The 26,265-nt window shown below is 67.7% G+C and carries 23 protein-coding genes; 13 read left to right on the forward strand and 10 right to left on the reverse strand.

What is annotated here, in order from left to right:
• The first annotated feature begins 8 nt into the window (after positions 1–8).
• Both AC07PV_RS23025 and rsmA read left to right on the forward strand, forming a co-directional pair.
• On the forward strand, positions 9–1,427 hold the full coding sequence (locus AC07PV_RS23025; protein WP_218297056.1) for a peptidylprolyl isomerase: 1,419 nt from the start codon (positions 9–11) through the stop codon (positions 1,425–1,427).
• Between the two features lie 187 nt (positions 1,428–1,614).
• On the forward strand, positions 1,615–2,394 hold the full coding sequence (gene rsmA / locus AC07PV_RS23030; RefSeq protein ID WP_218297057.1) for a 16S rRNA (adenine(1518)-N(6)/adenine(1519)-N(6))-dimethyltransferase RsmA: 780 nt from the start codon (positions 1,615–1,617) through the stop codon (positions 2,392–2,394).
• 377 nt (positions 2,395–2,771) lie between these two features.
• On the opposite strand, the gene AC07PV_RS23035 is transcribed toward rsmA, so the two are convergent.
• From AC07PV_RS23035 to aptA, 5 genes are all read right to left on the reverse strand, one after another.
• On the reverse strand, positions 2,772–3,197 hold the full coding sequence (locus AC07PV_RS23035) for a barstar family protein (protein ID WP_010464776.1): 426 nt from the start codon (positions 3,195–3,197) through the stop codon (positions 2,772–2,774).
• Between the two features lie 140 nt (positions 3,198–3,337).
• Positions 3,338–3,745 (reverse strand): guanyl-specific ribonuclease, encoded by a 408-nt coding sequence (locus AC07PV_RS23040; protein ID WP_218297058.1) that lies wholly within the window; start codon positions 3,743–3,745, stop codon positions 3,338–3,340.
• 154 nt (positions 3,746–3,899) lie between these two features.
• On the reverse strand, positions 3,900–6,245 hold the full coding sequence (locus AC07PV_RS23045) for an NADP-dependent malic enzyme (RefSeq protein ID WP_218297059.1): 2,346 nt from the start codon (positions 6,243–6,245) through the stop codon (positions 3,900–3,902).
• Between the two features lie 235 nt (positions 6,246–6,480).
• Entirely contained in the window at positions 6,481–8,001 is a 1,521-nt protein-coding gene (locus tag AC07PV_RS23050) for a CoA-acylating methylmalonate-semialdehyde dehydrogenase (RefSeq protein WP_494631416.1), read from the reverse strand.
• A gap of 86 nt (positions 8,002–8,087) precedes the next feature.
• Positions 8,088–9,452, reverse strand: a complete 1,365-nt coding sequence (gene aptA, locus AC07PV_RS23055; RefSeq protein WP_494631418.1) for an omega-aminotransferase AptA — start codon at positions 9,450–9,452, stop codon at positions 8,088–8,090.
• A 137-nt stretch (positions 9,453–9,589) separates the two neighbouring features.
• Here aptA and AC07PV_RS23060 point away from each other — a divergent pair, with 137 nt between their 5' ends.
• Positions 9,590–10,546: a LysR family transcriptional regulator gene (locus AC07PV_RS23060; protein WP_494631420.1), complete on the forward strand. Its 957-nt coding sequence runs from the start codon at positions 9,590–9,592 to the stop codon at positions 10,544–10,546.
• A gap of 78 nt (positions 10,547–10,624) precedes the next feature.
• Entirely contained in the window at positions 10,625–10,930 is a 306-nt protein-coding gene (locus AC07PV_RS23065) for a flagellar basal body protein (RefSeq protein ID WP_218297062.1), read from the forward strand.
• Positions 10,931–11,131: 201 nt separating this feature from the next.
• Here the strand turns inward: AC07PV_RS23065 and AC07PV_RS23070 are convergent, their stop codons facing one another.
• A complete protein-coding gene (locus AC07PV_RS23070; RefSeq protein ID WP_218339387.1) occupies positions 11,132–11,401 on the reverse strand; it encodes a DUF2061 domain-containing protein in 270 nt (89 codons plus the stop codon).
• Positions 11,402–11,666: 265 nt separating this feature from the next.
• Here AC07PV_RS23070 and AC07PV_RS23075 point away from each other — a divergent pair, with 265 nt between their 5' ends.
• From AC07PV_RS23075 to AC07PV_RS23100, 6 genes are all read left to right on the forward strand, one after another.
• Positions 11,667–12,722, forward strand: coding sequence for an SPFH domain-containing protein (locus tag AC07PV_RS23075; protein ID WP_494631421.1), 1,056 nt, complete (start codon positions 11,667–11,669; stop codon positions 12,720–12,722).
• A gap of 104 nt (positions 12,723–12,826) precedes the next feature.
• Positions 12,827–14,338 (forward strand): DUF4178 domain-containing protein, encoded by a 1,512-nt coding sequence (locus AC07PV_RS23080; RefSeq protein ID WP_494631423.1) that lies wholly within the window; start codon positions 12,827–12,829, stop codon positions 14,336–14,338.
• A 96-nt stretch (positions 14,339–14,434) separates the two neighbouring features.
• Positions 14,435–14,656 (forward strand): DUF350 domain-containing protein, encoded by a 222-nt coding sequence (locus tag AC07PV_RS23085; protein WP_370627755.1) that lies wholly within the window; start codon positions 14,435–14,437, stop codon positions 14,654–14,656.
• Positions 14,657–14,748: 92 nt separating this feature from the next.
• On the forward strand, positions 14,749–16,269 hold the full coding sequence (locus tag AC07PV_RS23090; protein WP_492245265.1) for a polyamine aminopropyltransferase: 1,521 nt from the start codon (positions 14,749–14,751) through the stop codon (positions 16,267–16,269).
• Between the two features lie 195 nt (positions 16,270–16,464).
• A complete protein-coding gene (locus AC07PV_RS23095) occupies positions 16,465–18,171 on the forward strand; it encodes an NAD(P)-binding protein (RefSeq protein ID WP_492806680.1) in 1,707 nt (568 codons plus the stop codon).
• A 5-nt stretch (positions 18,172–18,176) separates the two neighbouring features.
• A complete protein-coding gene (locus AC07PV_RS23100) occupies positions 18,177–18,674 on the forward strand; it encodes a L,D-transpeptidase family protein (protein ID WP_494631424.1) in 498 nt (165 codons plus the stop codon).
• A 62-nt stretch (positions 18,675–18,736) separates the two neighbouring features.
• Here AC07PV_RS23100 and AC07PV_RS23105 read toward each other — a convergent pair whose 3' ends face one another.
• Together AC07PV_RS23105 and AC07PV_RS23110 are read right to left on the reverse strand one after the other, a co-directional pair.
• On the reverse strand, positions 18,737–19,288 hold the full coding sequence (locus AC07PV_RS23105; protein WP_218297068.1) for a GNAT family N-acetyltransferase: 552 nt from the start codon (positions 19,286–19,288) through the stop codon (positions 18,737–18,739).
• Between the two features lie 34 nt (positions 19,289–19,322).
• Complete coding sequence (locus tag AC07PV_RS23110; protein ID WP_218339391.1) at positions 19,323–19,922, reverse strand: helix-turn-helix domain-containing protein; 600 nt, start codon at positions 19,920–19,922, stop codon at positions 19,323–19,325.
• Positions 19,923–20,107: 185 nt separating this feature from the next.
• Between AC07PV_RS23110 and AC07PV_RS23115 the strand changes: the two genes are divergently transcribed.
• Positions 20,108–21,463, forward strand: coding sequence for an esterase-like activity of phytase family protein (locus AC07PV_RS23115; protein WP_494631425.1), 1,356 nt, complete (start codon positions 20,108–20,110; stop codon positions 21,461–21,463).
• A gap of 205 nt (positions 21,464–21,668) precedes the next feature.
• Here AC07PV_RS23115 and ggt read toward each other — a convergent pair whose 3' ends face one another.
• Positions 21,669–23,300 (reverse strand): gamma-glutamyltransferase, encoded by a 1,632-nt coding sequence (ggt, locus tag AC07PV_RS23120; RefSeq protein WP_494631426.1) that lies wholly within the window; start codon positions 23,298–23,300, stop codon positions 21,669–21,671.
• Positions 23,301–23,381: 81 nt separating this feature from the next.
• A complete protein-coding gene (locus AC07PV_RS23125) occupies positions 23,382–24,332 on the reverse strand; it encodes a Bug family tripartite tricarboxylate transporter substrate binding protein (protein WP_218297213.1) in 951 nt (316 codons plus the stop codon).
• Between the two features lie 139 nt (positions 24,333–24,471).
• On the opposite strand from AC07PV_RS23125, the gene AC07PV_RS23130 reads away from it, so the two are divergent.
• On the forward strand, positions 24,472–25,428 hold the full coding sequence (locus AC07PV_RS23130) for a LysR family transcriptional regulator (RefSeq protein WP_218297072.1): 957 nt from the start codon (positions 24,472–24,474) through the stop codon (positions 25,426–25,428).
• Between the two features lie 88 nt (positions 25,429–25,516).
• The gene (locus AC07PV_RS23135; protein WP_218297073.1) at positions 25,517–26,221 is read left to right on the forward strand and encodes a riboflavin synthase subunit alpha; all 705 of its coding nucleotides are present in this window, start codon (positions 25,517–25,519) and stop codon (positions 26,219–26,221) included.
• The last annotated feature ends 44 nt before the right edge of the window (positions 26,222–26,265 follow it).

Genomic DNA, 26,265 nt, shown 5'->3' on the forward strand with positions numbered 1-26,265 from the left:
TTAACGCCATGAATCACCGTGTCATCGCACTGGCCATTGCCACCCTGGCTTCCCTGATGTCCCAGGGCACCCTGGCCCAGGGCCTGCGCCCTTCCGGCGCGCCTGCAGGCAAGGGGCTGACGGCGCGCCCGGCGGCCGCACCTTCGATCACGCTGCCCGCGGAGACGGCGGCGGGCAGCGGCAGCAGTTCGGCGCCCCGTCAGGCGGATTTCATCGTGGCCGTGGTCAATTCCGAACCCGTGACCAACAACGAGGTGCGCTCGCGGCTCGCGCGCGCCGAGGCACAGCTGGCGCAGCAGGGGGGCGCCATGCCGCCGCGCGACCTGCTCGCCCGTGAAGTGCTCGAACGGATCATCCTGGAGCGCGTGCAGCTGCAGCAGGCGAAGGAGTCCGGCGTCAAGGTGGATGACTTCGCCGTGTCGCAGGCCGAGCAAGGCGTGGCCCGGCAGAACAACATGACGGTGGACGACCTCTACCGCCGCCTCGCGCGGGACGGCATGGGCAAGGAGCGCTTCCGTGAAGAGCTGCGCAACCAGCTGCTGCAGCAGCGCCTGCGCGAACGTGAAGTGGAGGCGCGCGTGAAGGTGTCCGACCTGGACATCGACCAGTACCTGCGCGAGCAGCAACGGGGCGCCGATGTGGCCTCGATGGAGATCAACCTGGGGCACGTGCTCGTCCTCGTCCCCGAGAATGCCAGCCCCGTGCAGGTGGCCGAGCGCCAGGCACGCGCCCAGCGCGCGGCCGACAAGGTGCGCGCGGGTGAGGACTTCGCGGCCGTCGCGCGCGAGTTCTCCGACGCGCCCGAAGGGCAGCGCGCCGCAGGCCTGCTGGGCCTGCGCCCGGCGGACCGGTATCCCGAACTGTTCGTGAACTCCACGCTGGGCCTGCCGGTGGGCAGCATCGTCGGGCCCGTGCGGTCGCCGGCGGGCTTTCACGTGCTCAAGGTGGTGGAGCGCGTCACGGCGGGCGTGCCCACCACGGTGGTGCAGAACCATGCCCGCCACATCCTGCTGCGCACCGGGCCGCAGCTGACGGAGTCCGCCGCGGCGGCGCGCCTGGCGGACTACCGGCGCCGCGTGCTGGCGGGCCAGGCCGACTTCGCGGCGCTGGCGCGCGAGCATTCCCAGGACGGCAGCTCCAAGGAGGGCGGCGACCTGGGCTGGGCCAATCCGGGCCGCTACGTGCCCGAATTCGAGCAGGCCTTGAACAGCCTCAAGCCCGGCGATGTCAGCGAGCCGCTGGTGTCGCGCTTCGGTGTGCACCTGATCCAGCTGCTCGAGCGCCGCGAGGCCAAGCTCACGCAGCGCGAGCAGCGCGACATGGCGCGCGATACGGTGCGCGAGAAGAAGCTGGACGAGGCCTACGCCACCTGGGCGCAGGAACTGCGCGGGCGCGCGTATGTGGAATACCGCGACCCGCCGCAATGAAGATGGAGTACGTTCCCCCGAGGCGCTGCGCACCTTCCTCCTCCTTCTTCCGTATCGCTGCGCGATGCGGGAAGGGAGGGGCCCCCGCCAGCGCCCCCCGGCGAAGCGCCGCCTGCGCGGCTTGGCCGCCCTTGCACAGCTCGCATGCCGTCTCCCGGCATATCGACAGCACCAGCGGGCCAATGGCATGAAGCACATCCCCCGCAAGCGCTTCGGGCAGCATTTCCTGTCCGACAAGGGCATCATCGAAGACATCGTGCAGGCCATTGCGCCCCAGCCGGGCCAGCCCATGGTCGAGATCGGACCGGGCCTTGCGGCGCTCACGCAGCCCCTGGTGGAGCGCCTGGGGCGCCTCACGGTCATCGAGCTGGACCGCGACCTGGCCTTGCGCCTGCGGCTGCATGGCCAGCTGGAGGTGATCGAGTCCGACGTGCTCAAGGTGGACTTCACCGCGCTGGCGCAAGCGATGCGCGAGAAGGCCGCGCAGCCTGGCCTGCGGCTGCGCGTGGTGGGCAACCTGCCCTACAACATCTCCACGCCCATCCTGTTCCATCTGCTGGACCATGTGCAGGTCATCGAAGACCAGCACTTCATGCTGCAAAAGGAAGTGATCGACCGCATGGTGGCCCAGCCTGCCACCAGCGACTACGGGCGCCTGTCGGTGATGCTGCAATGGCGCTACGCCATGGAAAACGTGCTGTTCGTTCCCCCGGAGAGCTTCGACCCGCCCCCGCGCGTGGACAGCGCCGTGGTGCGCATGGTGCCGCACGCAGAGCCCGCGCCCTTGTCGGTGCCCCTTCTGGAAGAGCTGGTGCAGGTCGCCTTCAGCCAGCGCCGCAAGCTGCTGCGCCACACGCTGGGCCGCTGGCTCGAAGCGCGCCAGTTCGCCGGCACCTTCGACACCCAGCGCCGCGCCGAGGAGGTTCCGGTGAGCGAGTTTGTGGCCTTGGCACAGCAGTGCTCTTGAATCAATAGCTGCTCGCGCTTGATGGATAAGCGCTAGAGTCTGATTTGACTAAGATGACAGCCACTGGCACGGCCCGAGCGGAGGATGCCAGGCAAGGGGCGCCCCGCAGTGAGGGCATCCCCCCTTTCCGGCGACGCCGGGAGAAGGGGGAAGCGGCGCGCAGCCGCTCAGGGGGATGAGCCGCCAGACTCAGGCAGCCGAAAGCCAGTAGCCGGCGTTGAAAGGGCTGCTCATGCGCAGCGCCATCGGGGACACGTCGACGAGCTTGTCGGTCGGCATTTTCTCGGCGGGCTCCGCGGCGATCTCAATGCCCTCGACACCCTGGGTGCCGGTAGCCTCGTTCGCCCGTTCTGCTTGGCTGGTGGATGCAGAACGGGCTACAGAAAAGAATAGAAACAGCGGAAGGGGATTTTTCGGTCGCCCCAATAGTCGGCGGCGTCGCGGAAGATATCGAGCAGCTGTTCACGCGCTTCCTTGTCGAACTTGCCGGTGGCGGGGATCTGCTCCAGCACCACGATGAAACCAGGCTGCGGGCCCGATTTGTGCAAGGGATCCGTCATGCAGTCGTACAGCGCATCAAAATTCTTGCCGAAGTGCGACGGGAAGGTGAATTGCCCGGCAATCAGGTCCAGCACATCCTGCTTGGACTGTGCGTGGGCCAGGTTGGCGTACAAGAAATGGTGACCCATGGAGGTGGCGGCATCCTGCAGGTCCTGCACGCGGAAGGCGCGAATGGACTGCACGATGTTGGTGCGCACGCCACGCAGTGGCGTTTCCAGGTCTTTACGAAGTGGCGTCTGCATCTCCGCTACTCTTTCTTTATAAAGTCCACAAACTTCTGGCTTCTCGCAAGGCTGCGGAATGCGGCCTGCGCGTGGGGGATTCAAGGTGGCGCGGTGTGCGCTGCCAGGGTTCTTCTGGTCTGCGTGCACCGCATCGGGGGTCATTCGACGATCTCGCGAAAACTGGCGTAGTGGTCGCCGGTGTAGTAGCAGGCGTCCGGAACCCGGGGCTTGCCGCCGCACACGATGCGCCGGGCTCCCCGGTCGCGCGATCCTGGCGTTCTGACGGTGTACTCACGGTAATAGCCCCGCTTGTGGGCGGGCAACAGCCGCTCGCGATTACCAAAAACCGATCCGTCCTTGTCATACGGAAAGGGGCCCCCCTCACGGATCAGCGCATACGTCGCACGCCCTTGGGGCGGCAACTCGGCCAGTGCGATGGGGGTGAGGGAACCGTCGGTGGACGGGGATTTCCGGGCATGCCCCGCCACCGGGGACAACACGAACGCAACACCCAAAACACACAAAAACCCTGCTTTGCGCGCCCGGGTGGCTACAGCCTTCAGCATCAACGAACCTTTCAGAAACTACGGGTTAACCCGAAATTTCGAGCCGCTAGTGTCGCTCAACGGCCCCCAAAAAGCAAGCGTCTGCACAAAGATTGGGCAGACGCTGAAGGGGGCAAGCAGCTTTTTAAGTTAGTGCTTGCTATCTATTTTGGGCTTATCTCGACACGTTGGCATCCGCCACGGTCAGGGCTGTCATGTTCACGATGCGGCGCACGGTGGCGCTGGGCGTCAGGATGTGGACCGGTTTGGCTGCCCCCAGCAGCACCGGGCCGATCGCGATGCCGCCGCCCGCAGCGGTCTTGAGCAGGTTGTAGGCGATGTTGGCCGCGTCGATGTTGGGGAACACCAGCAGGTTGGCGTCGCCCGTCAGTTCGCTGCTGGGCATGAGGGCCGCACGGGCCTTGCCGTCCAAGGCCACGTCGCCGTGCATCTCGCCGTCCACTTCCAGCCAGGGCGCCTGCTGGCGCAGCAGTTCCAGCGTCTGGCGCATCTTCACGGCGCTGGGGTGGTTGCTGGTGCCGAAATTGGAGTGCGACAGGAGCGCGGCCTTGGGCTTGATGCCAAAGCGCATCATTTCCTCCGCGGCCAGCGCGGTGATTTCGGCCAGCTCCTGGGGCGTGGGGTCGTAGTTGACGTGCGTGTCCACCAGGAAGACCTGGCGCCCTGGCAGCATGAGGCCGTTCATGCAGGCATACACGGGCACGTCCTGCGCCGTGCTGTCGGCGCCGCCCGCGTGCTTGCCGATCACCTGGTCGATGTAGAGCAGGTGGTTGGCCGTGGTGCCCCAGGTGCCGCAGATCAGGCCGTCCACCTCGCCCTTGTGCAGCATCATGCAGCCGATGAGCGTGAGGCGCCGGCGCATCTCGATCTTGGCGACCTGCTGGGTGATGCCCTTGCGCTCGGTCATGCGGTGGTAGGTCTGCCAGAAGTCGCGGTAGCGGTGGTCGAAATCGGTGTTGACCACGTCGTAGTCCACGCCTTCCTTCAGGCGCAGGCCGAATTTCTCGATGCGCTGGGCGATGATGGCCGGGCGGCCGATCAGCGTGGGACGGGCCACCTTCTCGTCCACCACGATCTGCGCGGCGCGCAGCACGCGTTCCTCTTCGCCCTCGGCGTAGGCCACGCGCTTGCGGGCCGCGGTGCGCGCGGCGTCGAAGATGGGCTTCATCGTCGTGCCCGAGGCGTAGACGAAGGTCTGCAGCCGGTCGCGGTAGGCGTCCATGTCGGCGATGGGGCGCTGCGCCACGCCGCTGTCCGCGGCGGCCTGGGCCACGGCCGGCGCGATCTTCATCATCAGGCGCGGGTCGAACGGCTTGGGGATCAGGTATTCGGGGCCGAACGTCAGCTTCTCGCCCACGTAGGCCGCGGCCACCACCTCGCTTTGCTCGGCCTGGGCCAGGTCGGCGATGGCGTGGACGGCGGCGATCTCCATCTCATCGGTGATGGTGGTCGCGCCGCAGTCCAGCGCGCCCCGGAAGATGTAGGGGAAGCACAGGACGTTGTTCACCTGGTTGGGGTAGTCCGAGCGCCCCGTGGCCATGATGATGTCGCCGCGCACGCTGTGCGCCAGCTCGGGCGTGATCTCCGGATTGGGGTTGGCCAGCGCGAAGATCACCGGCCGCTCGGCCATCGTGGCCACCATCTCGGGCTTGAGCACGTTGCCCGCCGACAGGCCCAGGAACACGTCCGCGCCCACCATCACCTCGGCCAGCTTGCGGGCCTCGGTCTTCTGCATGAACTGGCGCTTGTCGTCGTCCATCAGCTCTTCGCGGCCTTCATAGACCACGCCGGCCAGGTCGGTGACGAACACGTTCTTGCGCTGCACGCCCACCTTGAGCAGCAGGTTCAGGCAGGCCAGCGCCGCCGCGCCCGCGCCGCTGGTGACCAGTTTCACGTCCTCGATCTTCTTGCCCGCCACCTTGAGCGCATTCACGATGGCCGCCGCCACGGTGATGGCCGTGCCGTGCTGGTCGTCATGGAAGACGGGGATCTTCATGCGCTTGCGCAGTTCGCGCTCCACGTAGAAGCAGTCGGGTGCCTTGATGTCTTCGAGGTTGATCGCGCCGAACGTCGGCTCCAGCGCGGCGATCACCTCCACCAGCCTGGCCGGGTCCTTCTCGTCGATCTCGATGTCGAACACGTCCACGCCGGCGAACTTCTTGAACAGCACGCCCTTGCCTTCCATCACCGGCTTGGAGGCCAGCGCGCCGATGTCGCCCAGGCCCAGCACGGCGGTGCCGTTGCTGATGACGGCCACCAGGTTGCCACGCGCGGTGTAGCGGAAGGCGTTGGCGGGGTCCTTCACGATCTCCTCGCAGGGCGCGGCCACGCCGGGCGAGTAGGCCAGGGCCAGGTCGTGCTGGTTCACCATCTGCTTGGTGGCGGCGATGGCGATCTTGCCGGGCTTGGGAAATTCGTGGTACTCGAGAGCGGCACGGCGCAGCTGGGCGCGCTTGTCGGAATCGTTGTTGTTGTTCTGGGCCGTGGTGTTCTCGGGCATTCAGTGTCTCCAACTCAGGGGGTGGGTGCAAAAACCGGGCTGCAGAGGCGCTGCAGTGGCTGTCAGCTTTGTAAGGGTCTGCGATTGTAGGGCGGTGGTCGTGAAAACCCTAGTAAGCGAATCTGCTTATATGGGTGGATCAGCCATGACCCCATCGGCTGCAATCCCCCACAAGGCAAGACGCCCCGCAGCCGGGGCGGCTGCGGGGCGTCTTGGCCTGGGCGCGGGGGCTCGGTCAGCGGCTGCTGGGGAAGCTGAACACTGCGCCTTCGCGCACGCCGGCCGAGGGCCAGCGCTGCGTGATGGTCTTGCGCTTGGTGTAAAAGCGCACGGCATCGGGCCCGTAGGCGTGCAGGTCGCCGAACAGGCTGCGCTTCCAGCCGCCGAACGAGTGGTAGGCCACGGGCACGGGCAGGGGCACGTTCACGCCCACCATGCCGACCTGGATGTGGTCGGTGAAGTAGCGCGCGGCTTCGCCGTCGCGCGTGAAGATGCAGGTGCCGTTGCCGTATTCGTGGGCGTCGATCAGGTTCATCGCCTCTTGCAGCGTCTTCACGCGCACCACGCCCAGCACGGGGCCGAAAATCTCTTCCTGGTAGATCTTCATGCCGGGCCGGACGTTGTCGAACAGGCACGCGCCCAGGAAGTAGCCGTTCTCATGGCCTGCGGCCACCTGCACGCCCCGGCCGTCCACCACCAGGGTCGCGCCTTCGGCCACGCCGCTGTCCACATAGGACTTCACTTTCTCGAAGTGCTGCCGGGTGACCAGCGGGCCCATGTCGTTGCCGTTGTCCGTGCCGGGGCCGACCTTCATCCTGGCGATCTCGGCCTTCAGCCCGCCGACCACGGCGTCTCCCACCTCGTCACCCACGGCGACGAGCAGGGGGATGGCCATGCAGCGCTCGCCGCAGGAGCCATAGGCCGCGCCCATCAGCGCGCTCACGGCGTTGCCCACGTCGGCATCGGGCATCAGCACCGCGTGGTTCTTGGCGCCGCCCAGGGCCTGCACGCGCTTGCCGTGCTTGCAGCCTTCGGCGTAGATGTACTCGGCGACGGGCGTGGAGCCCACGAAGCTCACGGCCTTCACGCGCGGGTCGGCCAGCAGCGTGTCCACCGCTTCCTTGTCGCCATTGACCACGTTGAGCACGCCGGGCGGCAGGCCGGCTTCGAGCGCGAGCTGGGCCACGAACAGCGTCGAGGACGGGTCGCGCTCCGACGGCTTGAGCACGAAGGTGTTGCCGCAGGCCACGGCCATGGGCCACATCCACAGCGGCACCATGGCCGGGAAGTTGAACGGGGTGATGCCGGCGCACACGCCCAGCGCCTGGAATTCGCTCCAGGAGTCGATGGACGGGCCCACGTTGCGGCTGTGCTCGCCCTTGAGCAGCTCGGGCGCGTAGCTGGCGAACTCCACGTTCTCGATGCCGCGCTGCAGCTCGCCATGCGCATCGGCCAGCACCTTGCCGTGCTCGGCGGTGATCAGGGCGGCGATCTTGTCGGCGTTGTCCTCGAGCAGGACTTTCAGCTTGCCCAACACGCGCGCGCGCTTGAGCGGCGGGGTGTTGCGCCAGGCCGGGAAGGCGGCCTGGGCCGAGGCGATGGCCTGTTCCACCGTGGCCTTGCTTGCCAGGGCCACGCTCGTGTGGGACTCGCCGGTGGCGGGGTCGAACACCGGCTGGGTGCGCGCCGTGTCGGCAACGGGCTGGCCGTCGATCAGGTGGCCGATGGTGGTGGTGACGTTCTTGTCGTGGTTCATGTCTGGATATGATTAAAAAATGCTTCCAGCGCCCATGTGAAAAGCGCTGGATGCTATCAATTCAGGAGCAAAAGGCGTGCCGCGTGTCAGGCGGTTTCCGCCAGGGCGTCGCCCAGGGCGTTCACCATGCGGTCGATTTCAGCCTCGGTGCTGATGAAGGGCGGGGCCAGCTGGATGGTGTCGCCGCCGTAGCGCACGTAAAAGCCCTTGTCCCAGCACTTCATGGCGATCTCGTAGGGCCGGCGGGCGGGCTCGCCCGGCAGCGCGGCGATGGTGATGCCCGCGGCCAGGCCGTAGTTGCGGATGTCCGCCACGTGCTTGGTGCCCTTGAGGCCATGCACGGCCTGCTCGAAATACGGTGCCAGCGCCTGGACGCGGCCGGGCATGTCTTCCTTTTGCAGGATGTCCAGCACCGCGTTGCCCGCCGCGCAGGCCACGGGGTGGGCCGAGTAGGTGTAGCCGTGCGGGAACTCCAGCATGTACTCGGGGCCGCCCTGGCTGATGAAGGTGTCGTAGATCTCCTTGGTGGCGATCACGCCGCCCAGCGGCTGCGCGCCGTTGGTCACCTGCTTGGCGAAGTTCAGGATGTCGGGCGTCACGCCGAAGGCCTCGGCCCCCGTCCAGGCGCCGCAGCGGCCGAAGCCGGTGATCACCTCGTCAAAGATCAGCAGGATGTTGTTCTGCGTGCAGATCTCGCGGATGCGCTCCAGGTAGCCCTTGGGCGGGATCACCACGCCGGCCGAGCCCGAGAAGGGCTCGACGATCACGGCGGCGATGTTCGATGCATCGTGCAGCGCGATCACGTCCAGCAGCTTGTCGGCCAGCGCGCGGCCGCCGTCCTTGGCCATGCCTTTCTGGAAGGTGCCGGCCGGTGGCTGGGTGTGGGGAATGTGGTCGGCCTCGATGCCCTGGCCGAAGGTCTTGCGGTTGCCCACGATGCCGCCCACGGAGATGCCGCCGTAGTTCACGCCGTGGTAGCCCTTCTCGCGGCCGATCAGGCGCGTCTTGCTGGCCTGCCCCTTGGCGCGCCAGTAGGCGCGGGCCATCTTGAGCGAGGTGTCGGCCGACTCGGAGCCCGAGCCGGTGAAGAACACATAGTCGAGCCCGGCGGGGGTCAGCGCCTTGAGGCGGTTGGCCAGCTCGAAGGAAGCCGGGTGGCCGAACTGGAAGGCCGGGGAGTAGTCCAGCGTCGCGGCGGCCTTGCCGATGGCTTCGGCCACTTCCTTGCGGCCATGGCCCAGGCCCGAGCACCACAGGCCCGACAGGCCGTCGAAGATCTTGCGGCCCTCGGCGTCGGTGTAGTAGGCGCCCTGGCCGCTCACGATCATGCGCGGCTTGGCCTTGAAGTTGCGGTTGCCGGTGAAGGGCATCCAGTGCGCCTCCAGCCATTCGGCGTCCATGCGGGGGCCTTCGGCGCCAGCGGCGGTTTTTTCGATGTTGACGAAGCTCATGGGATTCTCCAGTGCAAGACGGCGGCAAAAGCAGGGGCAGGCCCGTCCATGCAGGGCGGGTGCGTGGCATTGTTGCGCTGGCGGTTAATCTCTAAAATAGTCAAATATCAATGTTTACTTGACGGTTTATGCAAGTAATGCCCGCCACCCCAGCAGCTGCCCCGCCCGCCAGCGCGGCCCGGCACCGCGCCGTGCTGGGGCAGCTCAGCGACATGGACCTGCGCCTGCTGCAGGTGTTCAAGAGCGTGGCGGAGTGCGGGGGCATGTCGGCCGCCGAGCTGGAACTGAACATCGGCACCAGCACCGTGAGCCGCCACATGAAGGACCTGGAGACCCGCCTGGGCCTCACCCTGTGCCGGCGCGGGCGGGCCGGTTTCGCGCTCACGGCCGAGGGGCAGCGCGTATACGACGAAACCCTGCGGCTGCTGTCCGCGGTGGACGCGTTTCGCAGCAGCATCGATGACATCCACCGCCGCATGGGCGGCAGGCTGGAGGTGGCGGTGTTCGACAAGACCGCCAGCAACCCGGCCGCCCACATTGGCGATGCGATCGCACTGTTCGCCAGCCAGGCGCCCGAAGTGAGCCTGCAGATGCACGTGGCCTCGATCCCGGCCATCGAGCGCGGGCTGATCGACGGCAGCTTCCACGTGGGCATCATCCCGGCGCACCGCACATCGCAAAGCCTGGTCTATGCCGACCTGTTCGCCGAAACCATGCTGCTGTACTGCGGCGCGCGCCACCCCCTGCACGGCACCGACCATGCCGCGCTGACCTGGGAATCGCTGCGCGCCTACCAGTTCGCGGGGCTGGGCTACCACTCGCCCAACATGGAGCTGAGCCACAGCACGCGCCTGCCGCGCAAGGCCACGGGCTTCGACCAGGAGTCGATCGCCACGCTCATCCTCTCGGGCCGCTACCTGGGCTTCCTGCCGGACCACTATGCCGAGGGCTTCGAGCGCCAGGGGCTCATGCAGGCGGTATTGCCCGGGCGGTTCCACTACCGCTGCCAGTTCGTGAGCGTGCTGCGCAAGTCGCCGCAGCCCCCGCGCGCGGCCCAGGCCTTCGCGCAATGCCTGCTGCAGGCGCATGGTTGATGGCGCCTTCCTTGCCTGCGCAGCGGCGCGGGCGGACAATCCCCGTTCCTTGACTGGGCGCTGTGCGCGGGGTACGTGATGGCAAGCATTTCTTCGATCGGCAGCTCCGGCCTGCAGGCCGCCCAGTTGCGGCTGGACGCGTCGGCCAACAACGTGGCCAACATGAACACCCCGGGCTACCGCCGCGAGGTGGTGGCGCAGGAAGAGGCCGCCGACAGCGCGGGGGTGCGCGCCACGGTGCAGCGCGAGCAGGAGGCGCAAGGGGTGGCGCTGGAGAAGGAGGCCGTCGAGCAGATGTCGGCCACCTATGCGTTCAAGGCCAACCTGCAGACCCTCAAGACCCAGGATGAGATGATGGGCTCGCTGCTGGACGTGAAGGCCTGACGGCCATCGCGGTCCACGCCCCCGACAAAGCCCCGCCAGCCGGGGCTTTTTTCTTTTCCTGTTTCCTTCCGGTGCCTAGCCGGGGCCGGCGGGGGCCAGCCCGGCCAGGCGCTGGACCAGCCAGCGCTGAAAAGCCAGGCCCGTGGCGGTGCGGCTGCGCAGGGGGATTGTGTACATGGTGGCTCCTTGGGATGACGGAGGTCAGCCGGCCTGCAGCGCCGCGCTGGGCGTGTGGGCGAGGGCGGCATCGCGCGCGCGGCGCCGGGCGGCGCGGTCCCAGGCCTTCTCATGGAAGAAGAAGGCCACCGCCTGCACCGTGGGCTCGAGCAGGCTCAGGGTGAGCGAGGCCCACAGGTTGCCGGTCACGGCGTAGGCCACCAGGGCGGCCACGCCAATGTGGATCAGGTAGTAGCTGCCCGTCTTCAGCAGCATGGTCTTGTTCTGGCGGGCGGCGCGGCGGATGTGGGACATGGAGGACTCCGGGTATCTGCAGGCCCCGCCGTGGCGGCAGGGATGAAGGAATGGTAGTCATTCTCAATAGCAAAAGCCAATTGGTACTGGCTAATGCAAACATAGGCGCTATCAAACGCCCGTGCCGGACGGGTGGCGCGGCGGGGCCGCGCCCGGGTGGGAAGCCCTTCACGCCGGCGGGCTGAAAAAAGCGCCGGCCGGCACCGGTGCCGTTGCTATGATGGCCGCTCTTTTCAACCCCCTCTTACAACCGCCGGGAGCACACATGGCCATCATGGACTTCATCAAGAAACAGTTCATTGACATCATCCAGTGGACTGAAGAGGGGGACGGCACCCTGGCCTGGCGTTTCCCGATGGCGGGCATGGAAATCCAGAACGGCGGCACGCTGGTGGTGCGCGAGTCGCAGATGGCGGTGTTCGTGAACGAGGGCCAGGTGGCCGACGTGTTCGCGCCCGGCACCTACAAGCTCACCACGCAGACGCTGCCGGTGCTCACCTACCTCAAGAACTGGGACAAGCTCTTCGAGTCCCCCTTCAAGAGCGACGTCTACTTCTTCAGCACGCGCCAGCAGATCGACCAGAAGTGGGGCACGCCCCAGCCCATCACGATCCGCGACAAGGACTTCGGCGCCGTGCGCCTGCGCGCGTTCGGCAACTACGCGTTCCGCATCGCCGACCCCAAGCTGTTCCACACCGAGATCTCCGGCACGCGCGAGTCCTACCCCGTGGCCGACCTCGAAGGCCAGCTGCGCGGCCTGGTGCTGCAGAACATCAGCAACGCCATCGCGGGCAGCGGCCTGCCGTTCCTGGACCTGGCGGCCAACCAGGTCATGTTCGCCGATGCGCTGACCAAGGAGCTCGCGCCCGTCTTCGCCAAGCTGGGCCTCCTGATCGAGAACCTCACGGTGCAGAACGTTTCGCTGCCCGAGGAGCTGCAAAAGATCCTCGACCAGAAGATCGGCATGGGCATGGTCGGCAACGACATGGGCAAGTTCATGCAGTACCAGACGGCGCAGGCCATCCCCAAGTTCGCCGAAGGCGCGGGCAATGGCGGTGGCGGCATCGCGGGCGACGCCATGGGCCTGGGCGCGGGCGTGGCGCTGGGCCAGGTGCTGGCGCAGAACCTGCAGCAGGGCCTGCAAGGCGGCGGTGCGGCCGCGCAGGCAGCGCCTGCGGCGGCTGCTGCTGCCGCAGTGGGCGTCAAGCCCGAGGACGTGATGGCCACGCTGGAGAAGCTGGGCGAGCTCAAGTCCAAGGGCATCCTGACCCAGGAAGAGTTCGACGCCAAGAAGGCCGAACTGCTCAAGAAGCTGGTCTGATTCCGGTTGCTATCATAAATATAGCTGCTTGCGCTGGAGGGATCAGCGCCAGAGGCCAAAAAGGCCCCAAAGCCGCGTAGCGCGGCGCAGGCAGCAGCCCCCCGATGGCCACCGACCCCACACAGCGTTACTACCGCGCGCCCTGCCCGGGCTGCGGCGCGCCGGTTGAATTCCGCAGCGCGCAGTCCACGCACGCCGTCTGCGGCTACTGCCAGAGCACCGTGGTGCGCAATGGCGACGTGCTGCAGCGCCTGGGCAAGATGGCCGAGCTGTTCGACGACCACAGCCCGCTGCAGCTCATGGCCAGCGGGCGCATCCAGCTCGATGGCAAGGATGTGCCCTTCACCCTCATCGGCCGCCTGCAGTACAAGGGCGACGCGGGCACCTGGACCGAATGGGCCGCCTTTTTGCAGGACGGCACCCTGGCCACGCTGGGCGAGGACAACGGCGCCTACGTCTTCACCCGCCCCATCGACCCGGGCCGCGAGATGCCCGAGGCCGCGCGCTTTCGCATCGGCAGCACCACCGCCATCAACGGCAAGCCTTACAGCGTGGCCTACACGGGCCAGGCATCGCTCATCTCGGCCCAGGGCGAGCTGCCCAAGCTGCCGCCGCTGGGCCATCCGTTCGGCATGGTCGAACTGCGCAGCGCCGACGGCGAAGTGGTCAGCATCGACTACGGCCACACGCCGCCCAACGTCGAGCGCGGCAAGGCCGTGCTGCTGGAAGACCTGCAGCTCACCGGCCTCAAGGACGAATCGGCCAAGGACGAAAAAGGCCGCCAGTTCAACTGCCCGCACTGCGGCGCGCCCGTGCAGGTGCAGCTGTCCACCTCCAAGAGCGTCACCTGCGGCTCGTGCGCCAGCATCATCAGCCTGGACAGCGGTGTGGGCGGCGAGCTGCGCTCGGCCGAGCAGGACGAGCCCGTGCAGCCCCTCATTCCGCTGGGCAGCAAGGGCCAGCTGCAGGGCGAGCACTGGCAGGTGGTGGGCTTTCAGCACCGCATGGGCGTGGAGCCCGGCGACGACGAGCATTTCGGCTGGAGCGAATACCTGCTCTACAACCAGAAGCGCGGTTTTGCCTTCCTGGTCGATTCCGAAGAAGGCTGGAGCATGGTGCGCCCCACCACGGGCGCGCCGCAGATGGCGGCCACGGGGCGCTCGGCCACCTACATGGGCACCAAGTACGACCTCAAGTACACCTACGAGGCCGAAACCACCTATGTGCTGGGCGAGTTCTACTGGCAGGTCACGCGCGGGCAGAAAACCACCAACCGCGACTTCGCCAGCGCCAAAGGCCTGCTCTCGATGGAGCAAAGCCCCAATGAGATCACCTGGTCGGCCGGCGACAAGCTCGCCAGCGACACGGTGGCCAAGGCCTTCAAGCTCGACGACAAGAAAGACGTGCTGCAGCGCGACGACCCGGGGCCCTTCGTGGCCAAGTCCGGGCTGGGCTGCGGCACCGTCATCCTTATCGCCATTGTCATCCTCATCCTGCTGTTGCTGCTCAGCCGCTGCAGCCGCTGCGACCCGCGGGTGGAGAACTGCTCGTCGTCCAGCTACCGCAGCTCGGGCGGCTCGTATGGCGGGTATTCGTCCGGCGGCAGCCACAAGTAGCCCCGGGTTGTCGCAAGCCCGGGGGGCGCCGGCAGTTTTGCAACCTTTCCCGCCAGCCTGTCTGGCGGCAACCTTTTCGTTCAAGGAGATCACATCATGATGGGAATCGAATGGCTCAGGCCCGCGGCGTTCCTCGGGTCCATCCTGTATGCGCTGATTGGCGTGGTCATCTTCTGGCTGTGCTTCGTCATCGTCGACAAGATCACGCCGTATGACCTGTGGCGCGAAATCGTCGAGAAGCAGAACCAGGCGCTGGGCCTGGTGGTGGCGGCGATGTGCCTGGGCATCAGCATCATCGTGGCGGCGGCGATCCACTGACGCACCTTGCCTGAAGCGGCGCCCCCCCCGGGGCCGCGCCGGTGACCGCCTTGCAATCCGACCTGAATTCCCCCGCCTCCCCGCCCGAGGCCATGGGCGCCCGCTCCGGCCCCCGCCCCATCGAGATCGCCCTGCTCACCAGCGTCTTCGTCGTGGCCGCCTGCGGCCTGCTGTACGAGCTGGCCGCGGGCGCGCTCGCGTCCTATGTGCTGGGCGACTCGGTGCTGCAGTTCTCCACCATCATCGGCACCTACCTGTTCGCCATGGGCGTGGGTTCGTGGCTGTCGCGCTACTTCGAGCGGCAGCTGCCCGCGCACTTCCTGCGCATCGAGCTGCTGGTGGCGCTGGTTGGCGGCGCGTTGCCGGCCACCCTGTTCCTGGCCAACGCCTACACGCCGGGCGCGTTTCGCTTTCTGCTGTACGGCATGGTGCTCATGGTGGGCACGCTGGTGGGGCTGGAGATCCCCCTGGTCATGCGCATCCTCAAGCGCAACGTGGCGCTCAAGGACCTGGTCTCGCAGGTGCTCACGTTCGACTACCTGGGCGCGCTGGCGGTGTCGCTGGCGTTCCCGCTGCTGCTGGTGCCGCACCTGGGGCTCATCCGCACGGGGCTGCTCTTCGGCCTGATGAACGCGGCCGTGGCGCTGTGGGCGGTGTGGCTGTTCCGGCATGAATTGCGGCGCCTGAAGGCGCACCTGGTGGCCTGCGTGATGGTGCTGGGCATTTTGCTGGCCGCCCTGGCGGGGGCCGAGTACATCACCAGCGTGGCCGAGGACAAGTTCTACCAGGACCGCATCGTGTTCAGCACCGCATCGCCCTACCAGCGCATCGTGGTCACGCACGGGCGTGTGGGGCACCGGCTGTACCTCAACGGCAACCTGCAGTTCGCGCAGTCCGACGAGTACCGCTACCACGAGGCCCTGGTGCACCCCGCCATGTCGGCCCACGGCGCGCCCAAACGCGTGGCGGTGCTGGGCGGTGGCGACGGCATGGCGGTGCGCGAGATCCTCAAGTACCCGTCGGTCGAGTCCGTGACGCTGGTCGAACTGGACCCGGCCATGACAAAAATCTTCAGCGAGAACCCCACGCTCGCGCGCCTGAACGGCAACGCCTTGCAGAACCCCAAGGTGAAGATCGTCAACACCGATGCCTTTGGCTGGCTGCAGGAGGGGTCGGACACGTTTGATGTCATCGTGGTGGACTTTCCCGACCCCACCAATTTTTCCATCGGCAAGCTCTACACCAACAGCTTCTATGCGCTGCTGGACAAGCGCCTGGCGGCCAGCGGCTACGCGGTGGTGCAGACCACGTCGCCGCTGGTGGCGCGCCAGAGCTTCTGGACCGTGGTGCAGACCATCGAGTCCGTGGGCCTGCAGGCCGCGCCGTATCACGCCCATGTGCCCAGTTTTGGCGAATGGGGCTTCATCATCGCCAGCCGCAGGCCCTGGCGCCTGCCCGGGGCCTTGCCCGATGGCCTGCGGTTTCTGGGCACCGACTCGCTGCCCCTGCTGTTCGATTTTCCGCGCGACATGGCGCGGGTGCCCGCCGAGGTGAATCGGCTGTCCAACCAGGCGCTGGTGCACACGTACGAGCGCGAGTGGGGAAAACATTGAGAAGCCCCCCTGAGCCGCTTCGCGTCTTCCCCCCGCTCTCGCAGCGCTGCGCGCAGCGGGCAGGGGGACGCCCCCAGCGCACGCCAGCGAAGCGCCGCCAATGCGGCTTTGCGGCCCTTGCGCGGGGGCCGCTGGTCTGGGCCGCGCCGGTCGCAAGCCGCGCAGGCGTTGCGTACACCCGGAGACACTGACGCCATGCAACGTCGCCATTTCCTAGCCACCGCCGCCGCCTCGACTGCCGCCGCGGTGCTCCTGCCGGGTTGCGACAAGGCCCCTCGCGTCTTGGAAGGCGGCTTCACCGGCATCGACATGGCGCGCGGCCACCAGCTGCGCGACTGGCTCAAGACCGGCTCCTGGCCCGCGCCGGCCGTGGTGCGGCGCGCGCAGGTCATCATCGCGGGCGGCGGCGTGGCGGGGCTGGCGGCGGCGCGGTCGCTGCGGCTGGCGGGCATCGCGGACTTCGCGCTGCTGGAGCTGGAGGACAGCGCGGGCGGCAACAGCCGGGGCGGGGCCGTGCAGGGCATTGCCTGCCCGCTGGGCGCGCACTACCTGCCGGTGCCCGGCGACGATGCGCGCGAAGTGCAGGACCTGCTGGAAGAGCTGGGCCTGCGCCAGCGCGTGGCCGGCCGCTGGCGCTACGACGAGCGCCACCTGTGCCACAGCCCGCAGGAGCGCCTGTTCTTCGAGGGCGCATGGCAGGAAGGCCTGCTGCCGGTGCAGGGCGTGGACGATGCAACCCTGGCCCAGTACCGCCGCTTCGCGCAGGCCGTGGCGCAGCAGTCCAAGGCCGCGCGCTTCACCATGCCGGTGCTCAAGTCGCTGGACGCCAGAAAGCCCCTGGCACCCGCGCACCAGGCGCTGGATGCGGTGACGTTCGACGCCTGGCTGCAGCAGCAGGAGCTGGACGATCCGCACCTGCGCTGGTACCTCGACTACTGCTGCCGCGACGACTACGGCGCGGGCACCGCGCGCGTGTCGGCATGGGCGGGCATCCACTACTTTGCGAGCCGCCATGGTTTTCACGCCCCGGGCGAGGCCGCGGACGAGGCACGCGAAAGCGTGCTCACCTGGCCGCAGGGCAATGGCTGGATCACCCAGCGCCTGGCGGCCCCGCTGCAGAACAGTGCCCAAGGTGGCGGCCAGCTGCGCGCCGCCACCAGCGTATTGCGCATCACCGAGAATCGCCACGGCGTGGAGGTGGATGCCTTCAACCACGCCACCGACAGCGTGGAGCGCTGGCAGGCGCCGCGCTGCATCGTGGCGCTGCCGGTGTTCATGGCGGCGCGCGTGGTGCAAAACCCGCCCGCGTTCCTCACCGGCGCCGCAAGGCGCCTGGGCTGGGCGCCCTGGCTCGTGGCCAACATCCACATCGACAGTGCCCTGACCGACAGGCCCGGCGCCGCCCCCGCCTGGGACAACGTTCTGTACGCCGACCCCACGGCGGGCGGCCTGGGCTACGTGAACGCCGGACACCAGCGCCTGGACGCGCGTGCCGTGCTCGCGGGGCCCACGGTGCTGACCTACTACCAGGCGCTGGGCGATGCTCCCGACGGCCGCCAGCAACTCGCCACCCAGCCCTGGCAGCACTGGGCCGATCCGATCCTGGCCGCACTGGCGGTGCCCCACCCCGACCTGCGCCAGCGTGCCACGCGCGTGGACATCACGCGCTACGGCCACGCCATGGCCATCCCCACGCCCGGGATGCTCGGATTTTTAAGTCAGATTGGCCTCCAGCGCTTGCCAGGAAAGCGCAGGCAGCTATCAAATGGTGAGCAAACGCCCTGGATTCCCACCCCCGCCACGGCGCGGCTGGCGTTCGCGCACAGCGACTGGTCGGGCTACTCGGTGTTCGAAGAGGCCTTCACGCGCGGGCACGGCGCGGGGCTGGTGGCGGCGGGCTGACCCCGATGACCGGGCCTGAACTGCACATCCACGTGGCGCAGCAGCGATTGCACCTGGTGGTGGCCGGGGCCATCGAGCGCAGCTACCCGGTATCGACCGCCCTGAACGGCGTGGGCGAACGCAAGGGCAGCGGCTGCACCCCGCGCGGCCAGCACCGCGTGCGCGCCAAGGTGGGCGCGGGCTGCGCGCCGGGCACGGTGTTCGTCGGGCGGCGGGCCACCGGCGAGATCTATTCGCCCGCGCTGGCGGCACGGCACCCGGGGCGCGACTGGATCCTGTGCCGCATCCTCTGGCTGGCCGGCTGCGAACCCGGCGTGAACCGGGGCGGCGCGGTGGACACGCTGCGCCGCTTCATCTACATCCATGGCTGCCCGGAGGGATCGCCCCTCGGGGTGCCCGCCTCGCACGGCTGCGTGCGCATGGCCAATGCCGATGTGATGGACCTGTTCGACCGGGTCGCCGTCGGCACGCTGGTGCGCATCGAGGAGAGCGCCGCCTCCTGACAGGGGGGCGGGCGCCATGACACCAGGCCCCACCCTTGCCAGGGGCGGCGCCCTCCGCGGTGTCAGCCGTCGATGGGGGTGCGGGGGGTGTCCAGCGTGAGCTGGTAGAACGCCGCATCCAGCCACCGCCCAAACTTGAAACCCACCTGGGGCATCGTGCCCGTGTGCACGAACCCCAGCTGCTGGTGCAGCCGGATGCTGCCTGCGTTCGCCGCGTCGATGCACCCCACGATGGCGTGGATGTCGGCGGCCTTCGCCCGCTCGATCAAGGCCCGCATCAGCCAGGCGCCCAGTCCGCGGCCCCGGCAGTCCTTGTGGACATAGACACTGTGCTCGACCGTGTACTTGTAGGCCGGAAACGCGCGGAATGTGCCCCACGAGGCAAAGCCCAGCAGCCTGCCCTGGGCATCGGCGGCCCCCAGCACCGGGAATCCGCCGGCCCGCTTGGCGGCGAACCAGCTGGCCATGGCCGACGGCGGGCGGGGCACATAGTCATACAGCGCCGTGGAGGTCACGATGGCATCGTTGAGGATGTCCAGAATGGCGCTGGCATGCGCTGGCTCGGTGCAGTCGATGAGATGGACGTCGGGAGAGGGCGTGGTGGTGGAGTTCATGGTGGCGGAGATGGACAAAGTGGCGGGAATCCGGTCAGCGGTGGCCGTGGGCGGCCACATCGCAGAGAGCGACCAGGTAGTGGGCCTCCTGGTCGGCGGGATTGGAAAAGACCAGGGGCTCCGTGAGCCGCACGGCCAGGCAGTCGCCCTTGCGCAGCACATGGAGCGTGTCTCCCTGCGAGATCTCCATGCGGCCTTTGAGCACCCACACCTGCTGGTGCAGCGAGCCGTCCAGCCGGCCGCCCTCGTAGGCCACGCGCGCGCCGGCGGGAAACCGCACCTCCGCCAGCTGCAGCGGCGAGGGCCACGCGGGGGGCGACACCTGCTTTCTCACATAGCCGGACTGCGGGTCCACCCACTCCACCTGGTCGCCATGCCGCACCAGCGGAGCGGCCCGCGCCGGGGTGGGCGGCGCCTCGCCGAACAGTTCGCCCAGCGACACGCCCAGCGCCGATGCCAGGCGGTCGAGCACCACTGCTGTCGGGTTGGTCTGGCCCCGTTCGATCACGGAGATCATCGAGCGGCTCACGCCGGAACGGGCGGCCAGGCTGTCGAGGCTGTCGTTGCGCGACGCACGCAGCCCATGGATGCGGCGGCCAATCCTGGCGCTGATGTCCTCGGCGGAGAGGGGCATTGAATTTCCATCAAATGGGATTTTGTCCATCATATTGGATTTTTAGCCGCGTCGGGCCACCCGCCCGCCCGGCAAGGGGGTGTCCAGGTTTTCCGGTGCGTAGAAAGAACGCGTGTGTGCCCTCCGTCACTTCCCTGTCACACCGCCCCGGCATCGTCCGCCTTTTGTTTCTTCAAAGTCGACGCATGTTTCACCTCTCACGCATTGCTGCTGGCGCCACCTTGGCCTGCGCTGCCCTGGTTCCTTCCCACGCCCAGCAGGCCTACCCCGCCACGCTGGCGGGCCACGCCGTGCTGCCGGCCTTCACGCTGATCGCCGCGCCCAAGGACGCCCCGCAGGACCTGCAGGCCAGCGGCAAGTTCACTACCCCGCGCCGCGTGGAGGCCGTGGGCACCGTGATGGGCCAGTCGGGCGGGCGCGACACCGGCGTGTCCGTGCCCTTCAGGGGCCAGCCCATCCAGGGCCATTCGGGCATCAAGCGCATGGCCGACGGCTCGTTCTGGATCCTCACCGACAACGGCGCGGGCGCCAAGGCCAATTCGCCGGATTTCATGCTCTACCTCAACCACTACGCCGTGGACTTCAAGAGCGGCCAGTTCAACCGGATCAAGACCGTGTTCCTGCACGACCCGGACAAGAAGGTGCCGTTTCGCATCACGCACGAAGGCACGGAACAGCGCTACCTGACCGGTGCCGACTTCGACCCCGAGAGCTTCCAGTTCGCGGGCGGCGCGCTGTGGATCGGCGACGAGTTCGGTCCCTCCCTCATCAAGGCCGACCTGAACGGCAAGGTGCTGGGTGTGTTCGAGACCAAGGTGGACGGCAAGGTGGTGCGCTCGCCCGACGCCCCCGGCGTGCTGATGCCCGGCGCGCCGGACGCCAAGCCCACGCCGTTCGAGGTCAAGCGTTCCAAGGGCTACGAAGGCATGGCCGCGTCCAGGGACGGCAGCAAGCTCTATGCGCTGCTGGAAGGCGCGCTGTGGAACGAGGAGGCCAAGGCGTATGAGAACGTGGGCGGCAGGCAGTACCTGCGCGTGCTGGAGTTCGATGTGAAGTCCGAGCAGTGGACGGGCCGCCACTGGAAGTACGTGCTGGAGGCCAACCACCACGCGATCGGCGACTTCAACATGATCGACAGCACCACGGGTTTGATCATCGAACGCGACAACGGCGAAGGCACAGCCGACAAGGCCTGCCTGGAAGGCCACAAGCGCACCGACTGCTTCCACGACCTGGCCAAGTTCAAGCGCGTCTACAAGGTCGAGATGAGCGACGCCAACGTGGGCGGCGAGATCCGCAAGGTGGGCTACATCGACCTGATGAACATCCAGGACCCGCAGCGCCTGGCCCGGAAGCCGCTGAACAACGGCGTGCTCACCTTCCCGTTCTTCACCATCGAGAACGTGGACGTGGTGGACGGCACGCACATCGTCGTGGGCAACGACAACAACCTGCCCTTCAGCAGCAGCCGCGAGCCGAACAAGGCCGATGACAACGAGCTGGTGCTGCTGGAAGTGGGCGAACTGCTGCGGGCCAGGTAGGGGCAAGCCGGTCGGCGCATGCCGGGAGCGGGCCGATGATGCCTTGGCGCCCCGGCCCGCGCACCCCGCCCTGCGCTGCGTTACGTTGAGCGGCCGATCAGGGGCCGGCGAGGCGGGTGCGCTGATCGATGAATCGCCACCAGCTATCCAAAGAGGAGCGAGTGACGCGGCTTCGCCGCGGGCCCGCCTGCCCGCCCGCTGGCGCTCAGTGCGCCGCGTCCATGCGCAGCTTGTACGCCACGCCATCGCGCCCGGGGTCGGCGCCGCCGTGCAGGCCGTCGGGCTGCACCTGCACGCCGTGCACCCAGCCAATGGTGTAGTTGTAGGGGTTGCGGCCGACCGCGTAGCCCTGGGCTTCGAGCGCGCGCGTGGTGTGACGCGGGATGCGGTTGCACACGTCGATGGCGTTGCTGGTGGACGAAAACCGCGGCGCCGACACGGCGGCCTGCATCTCCATGCCGTGGTCGATCACGTTGAGCAGCACCTGCAGCACGCCCATGGCGATCTGCGTTCCACCCGGTGCGCCCAGCACGATGTCCAGCCCGCCGTCCTTGAACGTCATGGTGGGGCAGGACGACGTGAAGCGGCTCTTGCCCGGCTGGATGCTGCCCGCACGGCCCGGGCGCGGGTCGAACACACCCATGCAGCCGTTGTACAGGAAGCCCATGCCCGGCGTGATGATGCCCGAGGGCATGGCCAGCGAGTGCGTCATCGACACGGCGTTGCCGTCCGCATCGACCACGCTCAGGTGCGTGGTGTCGCGTGGCACGGGCGCGCCGGGGTTCACGCGCTCCACGCTGAAGCGCTGGCCCGCGCGGATCTGTTCGGCCGCCTCGCGGGCCATGTCCTTGGACAGGAGCTTGTCGAGCGGCACGTCGAAGAATTTCGGATCGCCGATGCAGCGGTCCTTGTCGGCCGTCGCCTTCTTCATCGCCTCGCACACCAGCCGGAGGTATTCGGGGCTGTTGTGCTCCATGCCGCGCAGCTCGAAGTGCTCCAGGATGTTGAGCATCTCCAGCAGCATGGCGCCGCCGCCGGGGGGCTGGTTGGTGGTGACGGTGCGGTCGCGGTAGCTGCCCACCAGCGGTGGGTTGCGCGTGACCTCGTACCGGGCCAGGTCCTCGAGCGTGATCAGCGCGCCCAGCGACTGCAGGTGCGCGATCATCTTCTGGGCCAGATCGCCCCGGTAGAACGGCTGCGAGCCCTCTTCGGCGATCTGGCGCAGCACGCTGGCCATGCCAACGTTCCGCAGCGGCGTGCCGATGGGCTTGGGGCGGCCATCGGGGCGGCAGTACAGGTTGCGGCTGTCCTCGCAGTACTGCAGCCGCTCCAGGTTGCCGACGCGGCCCATGGCGGGCTCGTCGATCCAGAAGGCGTGCATGCCGGGGCGCACAAAGAAACCGTCCGAGGCCCAGCGGATCGCGGGCTCCACCACCTGCTTCCACGGCAGGCGGCCGTGCGCCTGGTGCATGGCTTCCAGGCCCTTGAGCGTGGCGGGTGTGCCAATCGACTGGGGGCCGATGTCGTTGACGCGGCCTGTCAAGATGAAGCCGAAGCCGTCCTTGGTCTCGCCTTCGAGCAGGTGCTCCCACATGTTCTCCCGGGCTGCCAGCGGCGCGGGCGAGTGGAAGTCGAAATACTCATGCACCCGGGCGCCGGGCAGGTACACGGCGGCCGTGCCAAAGCCCGCAATGCCGCACATCAGCGGATCGACCACCGTCTGGGCCAGGGCGCAGGCGACCGCCGCATCCACGGCATTGCCGCCGGCGCGCAGGATGTCGATACCGGATTCGGCGGCCTCGGGCTGCGGGCAGACCACCATGGCTTCTTTTTTCATAGCATTCAAGGGCGAACCCCGTGCGGCATCAGTGACACGGCACGGGGTGGATTGAGAGAGAGGGGCTTGCGGGGCGCGGGCTTACTTGGCGCTGAGGTTCAGCTTCTCGAGCGTGGGGCCCCAGGCCTTGGCGTCGCGCACCGTGGTTTCCATGACCAGCGACGCAGGCCCGGACACGGCGATCACGCCCATGGTCTTGAGCTTGGCCTGCACTTCGGGGCTCTTGTGGAAGCTTTCCGTGGCCTTGTTGAGCTTGTCCACGATGTCGGCCGGCGTGCCGGCGCGCGCCACCACGGCGCTCCATCCCAGGGAGTCAAAACCCTTCACGCCCAGCTCGCCCAGGGTGGGCACATCGGGCAGCTCGGGTGCGCGCTGGGGGGACAGCACGGCCAGCGCATTGAGTTTCTTGGCCTTGATGTGCGGCAACGCTGTGCCATACACCACGCCCATCAGTTCGGTCTGCCCGCCCATGGTGGCCATGACGCCGTCGGCTTCGCCCTTGTAGGGGATGTGGGTCATCGAAATGCCCAGCGCTTCATTCACCAGTTCCACGGCGAGGTGGGTGGAATTGCCCAGTCCGGCGGACGCGAAATTGAGCTTGCCGGGGGCCGCCTTGGCCTTCTCCGTCAGGTCTTTCAGCGTCTTGATGCCCGTGGCGGGATTGGCCGACAGCACGATCGGCACGGTGGTCAGCATGGCCACGCCCGTGAAATCCTTCTCGGGGTTGTAGGGCAGGGGTTTGTAGGTGAACTGGTTGAGCACCATGAGCGACACGCTGCCGTACAGCAGGGTGTAGCCGTCGGCGGGGGCGCTCAGCGCGTTCTGTGCGGCAATGAGCCCCCCTGCGCCGGGCTTGTTTTCCACCACGATGGTGCCGCCCAGGGCCTTGCCGGCATGTTCTGCCCACAGGCGCGCGATCGTGTCGGAGCTGCCGCCCGCCGCCTGCGAGACCACCAGGCGCACGGGACGGTTTGGGTAGGCGCCTTGCGCATGCGCGGCGGTGGCCGTGGCGGCTGCGGCAGCGACGCCCATCAGTAGCCTGGAGACGTTGTTGATTGTGTTGAACACGGTGACCTCGACGGGGAAGTTACAGAAAAGATGAGCACATTGTCATGACGAATACTGCTGATTGCCTAGTGAAAAGGCAGAATGGGGCCATGAGGATTTGTTCATGATTGATCGTTCGGAAGGCACGTCCTGGGCGCGGCGCATCAAGGTCCGGCACCTGGAGTCGTTCCTGGTGCTGGACGAGGCGGGCACGCTCACGCTGGCGGCGGCGCGGCTGCACATGACGCAGTCGGCCATGTCGCACTGGCTGGCCGAGATGGAGGGCGTGGTGGGCTCGGCGCTCGTGGTGCGTGGGCGCAAGGTGCAGCTCACGCCCGCCGGGCACCTGCTCAAGCGGCTGGCCATCAACGTGCTGGGCGACATTGCCCGCACGGGCCGGGAGATGCACGCCATGGCCGAGGGACGCGTGCCGCGCCTGAACGTGGGCAGTGTCTGGGCGGGTATCGCCGGCGGCCTGCCCGAGGCCGTGAGCGCCTTTCAGCAGGACCATGCCGATGTGGCCGTGTCGATCCACGACGGGCCGTTCGACCATCTGCTCAAGGGGCTGGAGACGGGCGCGCTCGATGCCGTGATCGGCGTGCTCGATGCGCGGGCCCACCGGCCGGGGCTGGACCACCAGGTCCTGTTTGACGACCAGGTGGCCGTCGTCATCGGGCACGGCAGCAAGTACTGGTCGCGCAGCGCGGGGCTGGGCTTCGCGGACGTGCTGCACGAAAACTGGGTCATGCCGCCCAGCGGCACGCTGACGCGCATCCAGATGGATGCCTACCTGATCGCGCAGGAGGCCTCATGGCTGGTGCCGAAGGCCGAGACGGCGTCGCTGGCCATGATGCAGGCGCTGTTGCACAAGGGCGACTATGTGGGCGTGTGTTCGGAATCCATGGCCGACTACATGGCGTCGCTGGGGCTGTTCAGGAAGATCGCCATCGACTCCAGCATCCGCTTCGGGCCCATCACCGTGGTCTGGCACCGCGAGCGTGTCTCGGCCACGCTCATGGACTTTGTCGGCTGCCTGGTGGGCCACGCGCGGCGTGCGCCCCCGCTGGCGCACAGCCCGTAGGCGCGGCGGGACCGCGCCGCCCCGGCGCGCGGGGCCGGGTGGCAAAATTGAAGGCCCTCCCCTCTGCCACCTACCCGGAAACCGCGCCATGTTCACAGGCATCGTCCAAGCCACGGCAGGCATTGCCGCCATCCACGATCGCGCAGGCCTGCGCACCTTCACGCTCGACTTCCCGGAAGGCTTCTGCCAGGACCTCGCCATCGGCGCCAGCGTGTCCACCGACGGCGTGTGCCTCACGGTGACGGAAATCCTCTCGCCCACGCAGGCCAGCTTCGACGTGATGCTGCAGAGCCTGAACATCACCACGCTGGGCGGCTACCAGCAGGGCGACCGCGTGAACGTGGAACGCGCGGCCAAGGACGGCGCCGAGATCGGCGGCCACCCGCTGTCGGGCCATGTGGACTTCACCGGCACGCTCATCGAGCGCCGCGAGTTCGACAACAACCTGGTGTGGCGCGTGGCCGTGCCCGAGGCGTTTCGCCGCTACATCTTTGCCAAGGGCTACATCGCCATCCACGGCGCGAGCCTCACGGTGGCCGAGGTGAACCGGCAGGAGGGCTGGTTCGAGATCTGGATGATTCCCGAAACGCGCCGTGCGACGGTGTTTGAACACAAGAAGGTGGGCGACCCGCTCAACATCGAGATCGAGCGCAGCACCCAGGTGGTGGTGGACACGGTGCGCGAGGCCGTGCAGGAAAGCCTGGGCCGGCTGCAGCCGGTGCTGGAAGCCCTGCTCAGGGAAAAGGGCCTGTCGCTCGACGACTTCGTGCAGCCGCCGGTGTTGCCGCATTGAATGGAACACATCCGGGCCCCTGGCGTGGTGGCCCCTTCCGATGA

The organism is Acidovorax sp. GW821-FHT09A11 (genome assembly GCF_059418365.1).

What these genes read in the sequence shown, in the direction of transcription:
- AC07PV_RS23025 (WP_218297056.1), top strand. Translation starts at nt 9, where the DNA reads ATGAATCACCGTGTCATCGCACTGGCCATTGCCACCCTGGCTTCCCTG.
- rsmA (WP_218297057.1), top strand. Translation starts at nt 1,615, where the DNA reads ATGAAGCACATCCCCCGCAAGCGCTTCGGGCAGCATTTCCTGTCCGAC.
- AC07PV_RS23035 (WP_010464776.1), bottom strand. Translation starts at nt 3,197, where the DNA reads ATGCAGACGCCACTTCGTAAAGACCTGGAAACGCCACTGCGTGGCGTG.
- AC07PV_RS23040 (WP_218297058.1), bottom strand. Translation starts at nt 3,745, where the DNA reads ATGCTGAAGGCTGTAGCCACCCGGGCGCGCAAAGCAGGGTTTTTGTGT.
- AC07PV_RS23045 (WP_218297059.1), bottom strand. Translation starts at nt 6,245, where the DNA reads ATGCCCGAGAACACCACGGCCCAGAACAACAACAACGATTCCGACAAG.
- AC07PV_RS23050 (WP_494631416.1), bottom strand. Translation starts at nt 8,001, where the DNA reads ATGAACCACGACAAGAACGTCACCACCACCATCGGCCACCTGATCGAC.
- aptA (WP_494631418.1), bottom strand. Translation starts at nt 9,452, where the DNA reads ATGAGCTTCGTCAACATCGAAAAAACCGCCGCTGGCGCCGAAGGCCCC.
- AC07PV_RS23060 (WP_494631420.1), top strand. Translation starts at nt 9,590, where the DNA reads ATGCCCGCCACCCCAGCAGCTGCCCCGCCCGCCAGCGCGGCCCGGCAC.
- AC07PV_RS23065 (WP_218297062.1), top strand. Translation starts at nt 10,625, where the DNA reads ATGGCAAGCATTTCTTCGATCGGCAGCTCCGGCCTGCAGGCCGCCCAG.
- AC07PV_RS23070 (WP_218339387.1), bottom strand. Translation starts at nt 11,401, where the DNA reads ATGTCCCACATCCGCCGCGCCGCCCGCCAGAACAAGACCATGCTGCTG.
- AC07PV_RS23075 (WP_494631421.1), top strand. Translation starts at nt 11,667, where the DNA reads ATGGCCATCATGGACTTCATCAAGAAACAGTTCATTGACATCATCCAG.
- AC07PV_RS23080 (WP_494631423.1), top strand. Translation starts at nt 12,827, where the DNA reads ATGGCCACCGACCCCACACAGCGTTACTACCGCGCGCCCTGCCCGGGC.
- AC07PV_RS23085 (WP_370627755.1), top strand. Translation starts at nt 14,435, where the DNA reads ATGATGGGAATCGAATGGCTCAGGCCCGCGGCGTTCCTCGGGTCCATC.
- AC07PV_RS23090 (WP_492245265.1), top strand. Translation starts at nt 14,749, where the DNA reads ATGGGCGCCCGCTCCGGCCCCCGCCCCATCGAGATCGCCCTGCTCACC.
- AC07PV_RS23095 (WP_492806680.1), top strand. Translation starts at nt 16,465, where the DNA reads ATGCAACGTCGCCATTTCCTAGCCACCGCCGCCGCCTCGACTGCCGCC.
- AC07PV_RS23100 (WP_494631424.1), top strand. Translation starts at nt 18,177, where the DNA reads ATGACCGGGCCTGAACTGCACATCCACGTGGCGCAGCAGCGATTGCAC.
- AC07PV_RS23105 (WP_218297068.1), bottom strand. Translation starts at nt 19,288, where the DNA reads ATGAACTCCACCACCACGCCCTCTCCCGACGTCCATCTCATCGACTGC.
- AC07PV_RS23110 (WP_218339391.1), bottom strand. Translation starts at nt 19,922, where the DNA reads ATGCCCCTCTCCGCCGAGGACATCAGCGCCAGGATTGGCCGCCGCATC.
- AC07PV_RS23115 (WP_494631425.1), top strand. Translation starts at nt 20,108, where the DNA reads ATGTTTCACCTCTCACGCATTGCTGCTGGCGCCACCTTGGCCTGCGCT.
- ggt (WP_494631426.1), bottom strand. Translation starts at nt 23,300, where the DNA reads ATGAAAAAAGAAGCCATGGTGGTCTGCCCGCAGCCCGAGGCCGCCGAA.
- AC07PV_RS23125 (WP_218297213.1), bottom strand. Translation starts at nt 24,332, where the DNA reads ATGGGCGTCGCTGCCGCAGCCGCCACGGCCACCGCCGCGCATGCGCAA.
- AC07PV_RS23130 (WP_218297072.1), top strand. Translation starts at nt 24,472, where the DNA reads ATGATTGATCGTTCGGAAGGCACGTCCTGGGCGCGGCGCATCAAGGTC.
- AC07PV_RS23135 (WP_218297073.1), top strand. Translation starts at nt 25,517, where the DNA reads ATGTTCACAGGCATCGTCCAAGCCACGGCAGGCATTGCCGCCATCCAC.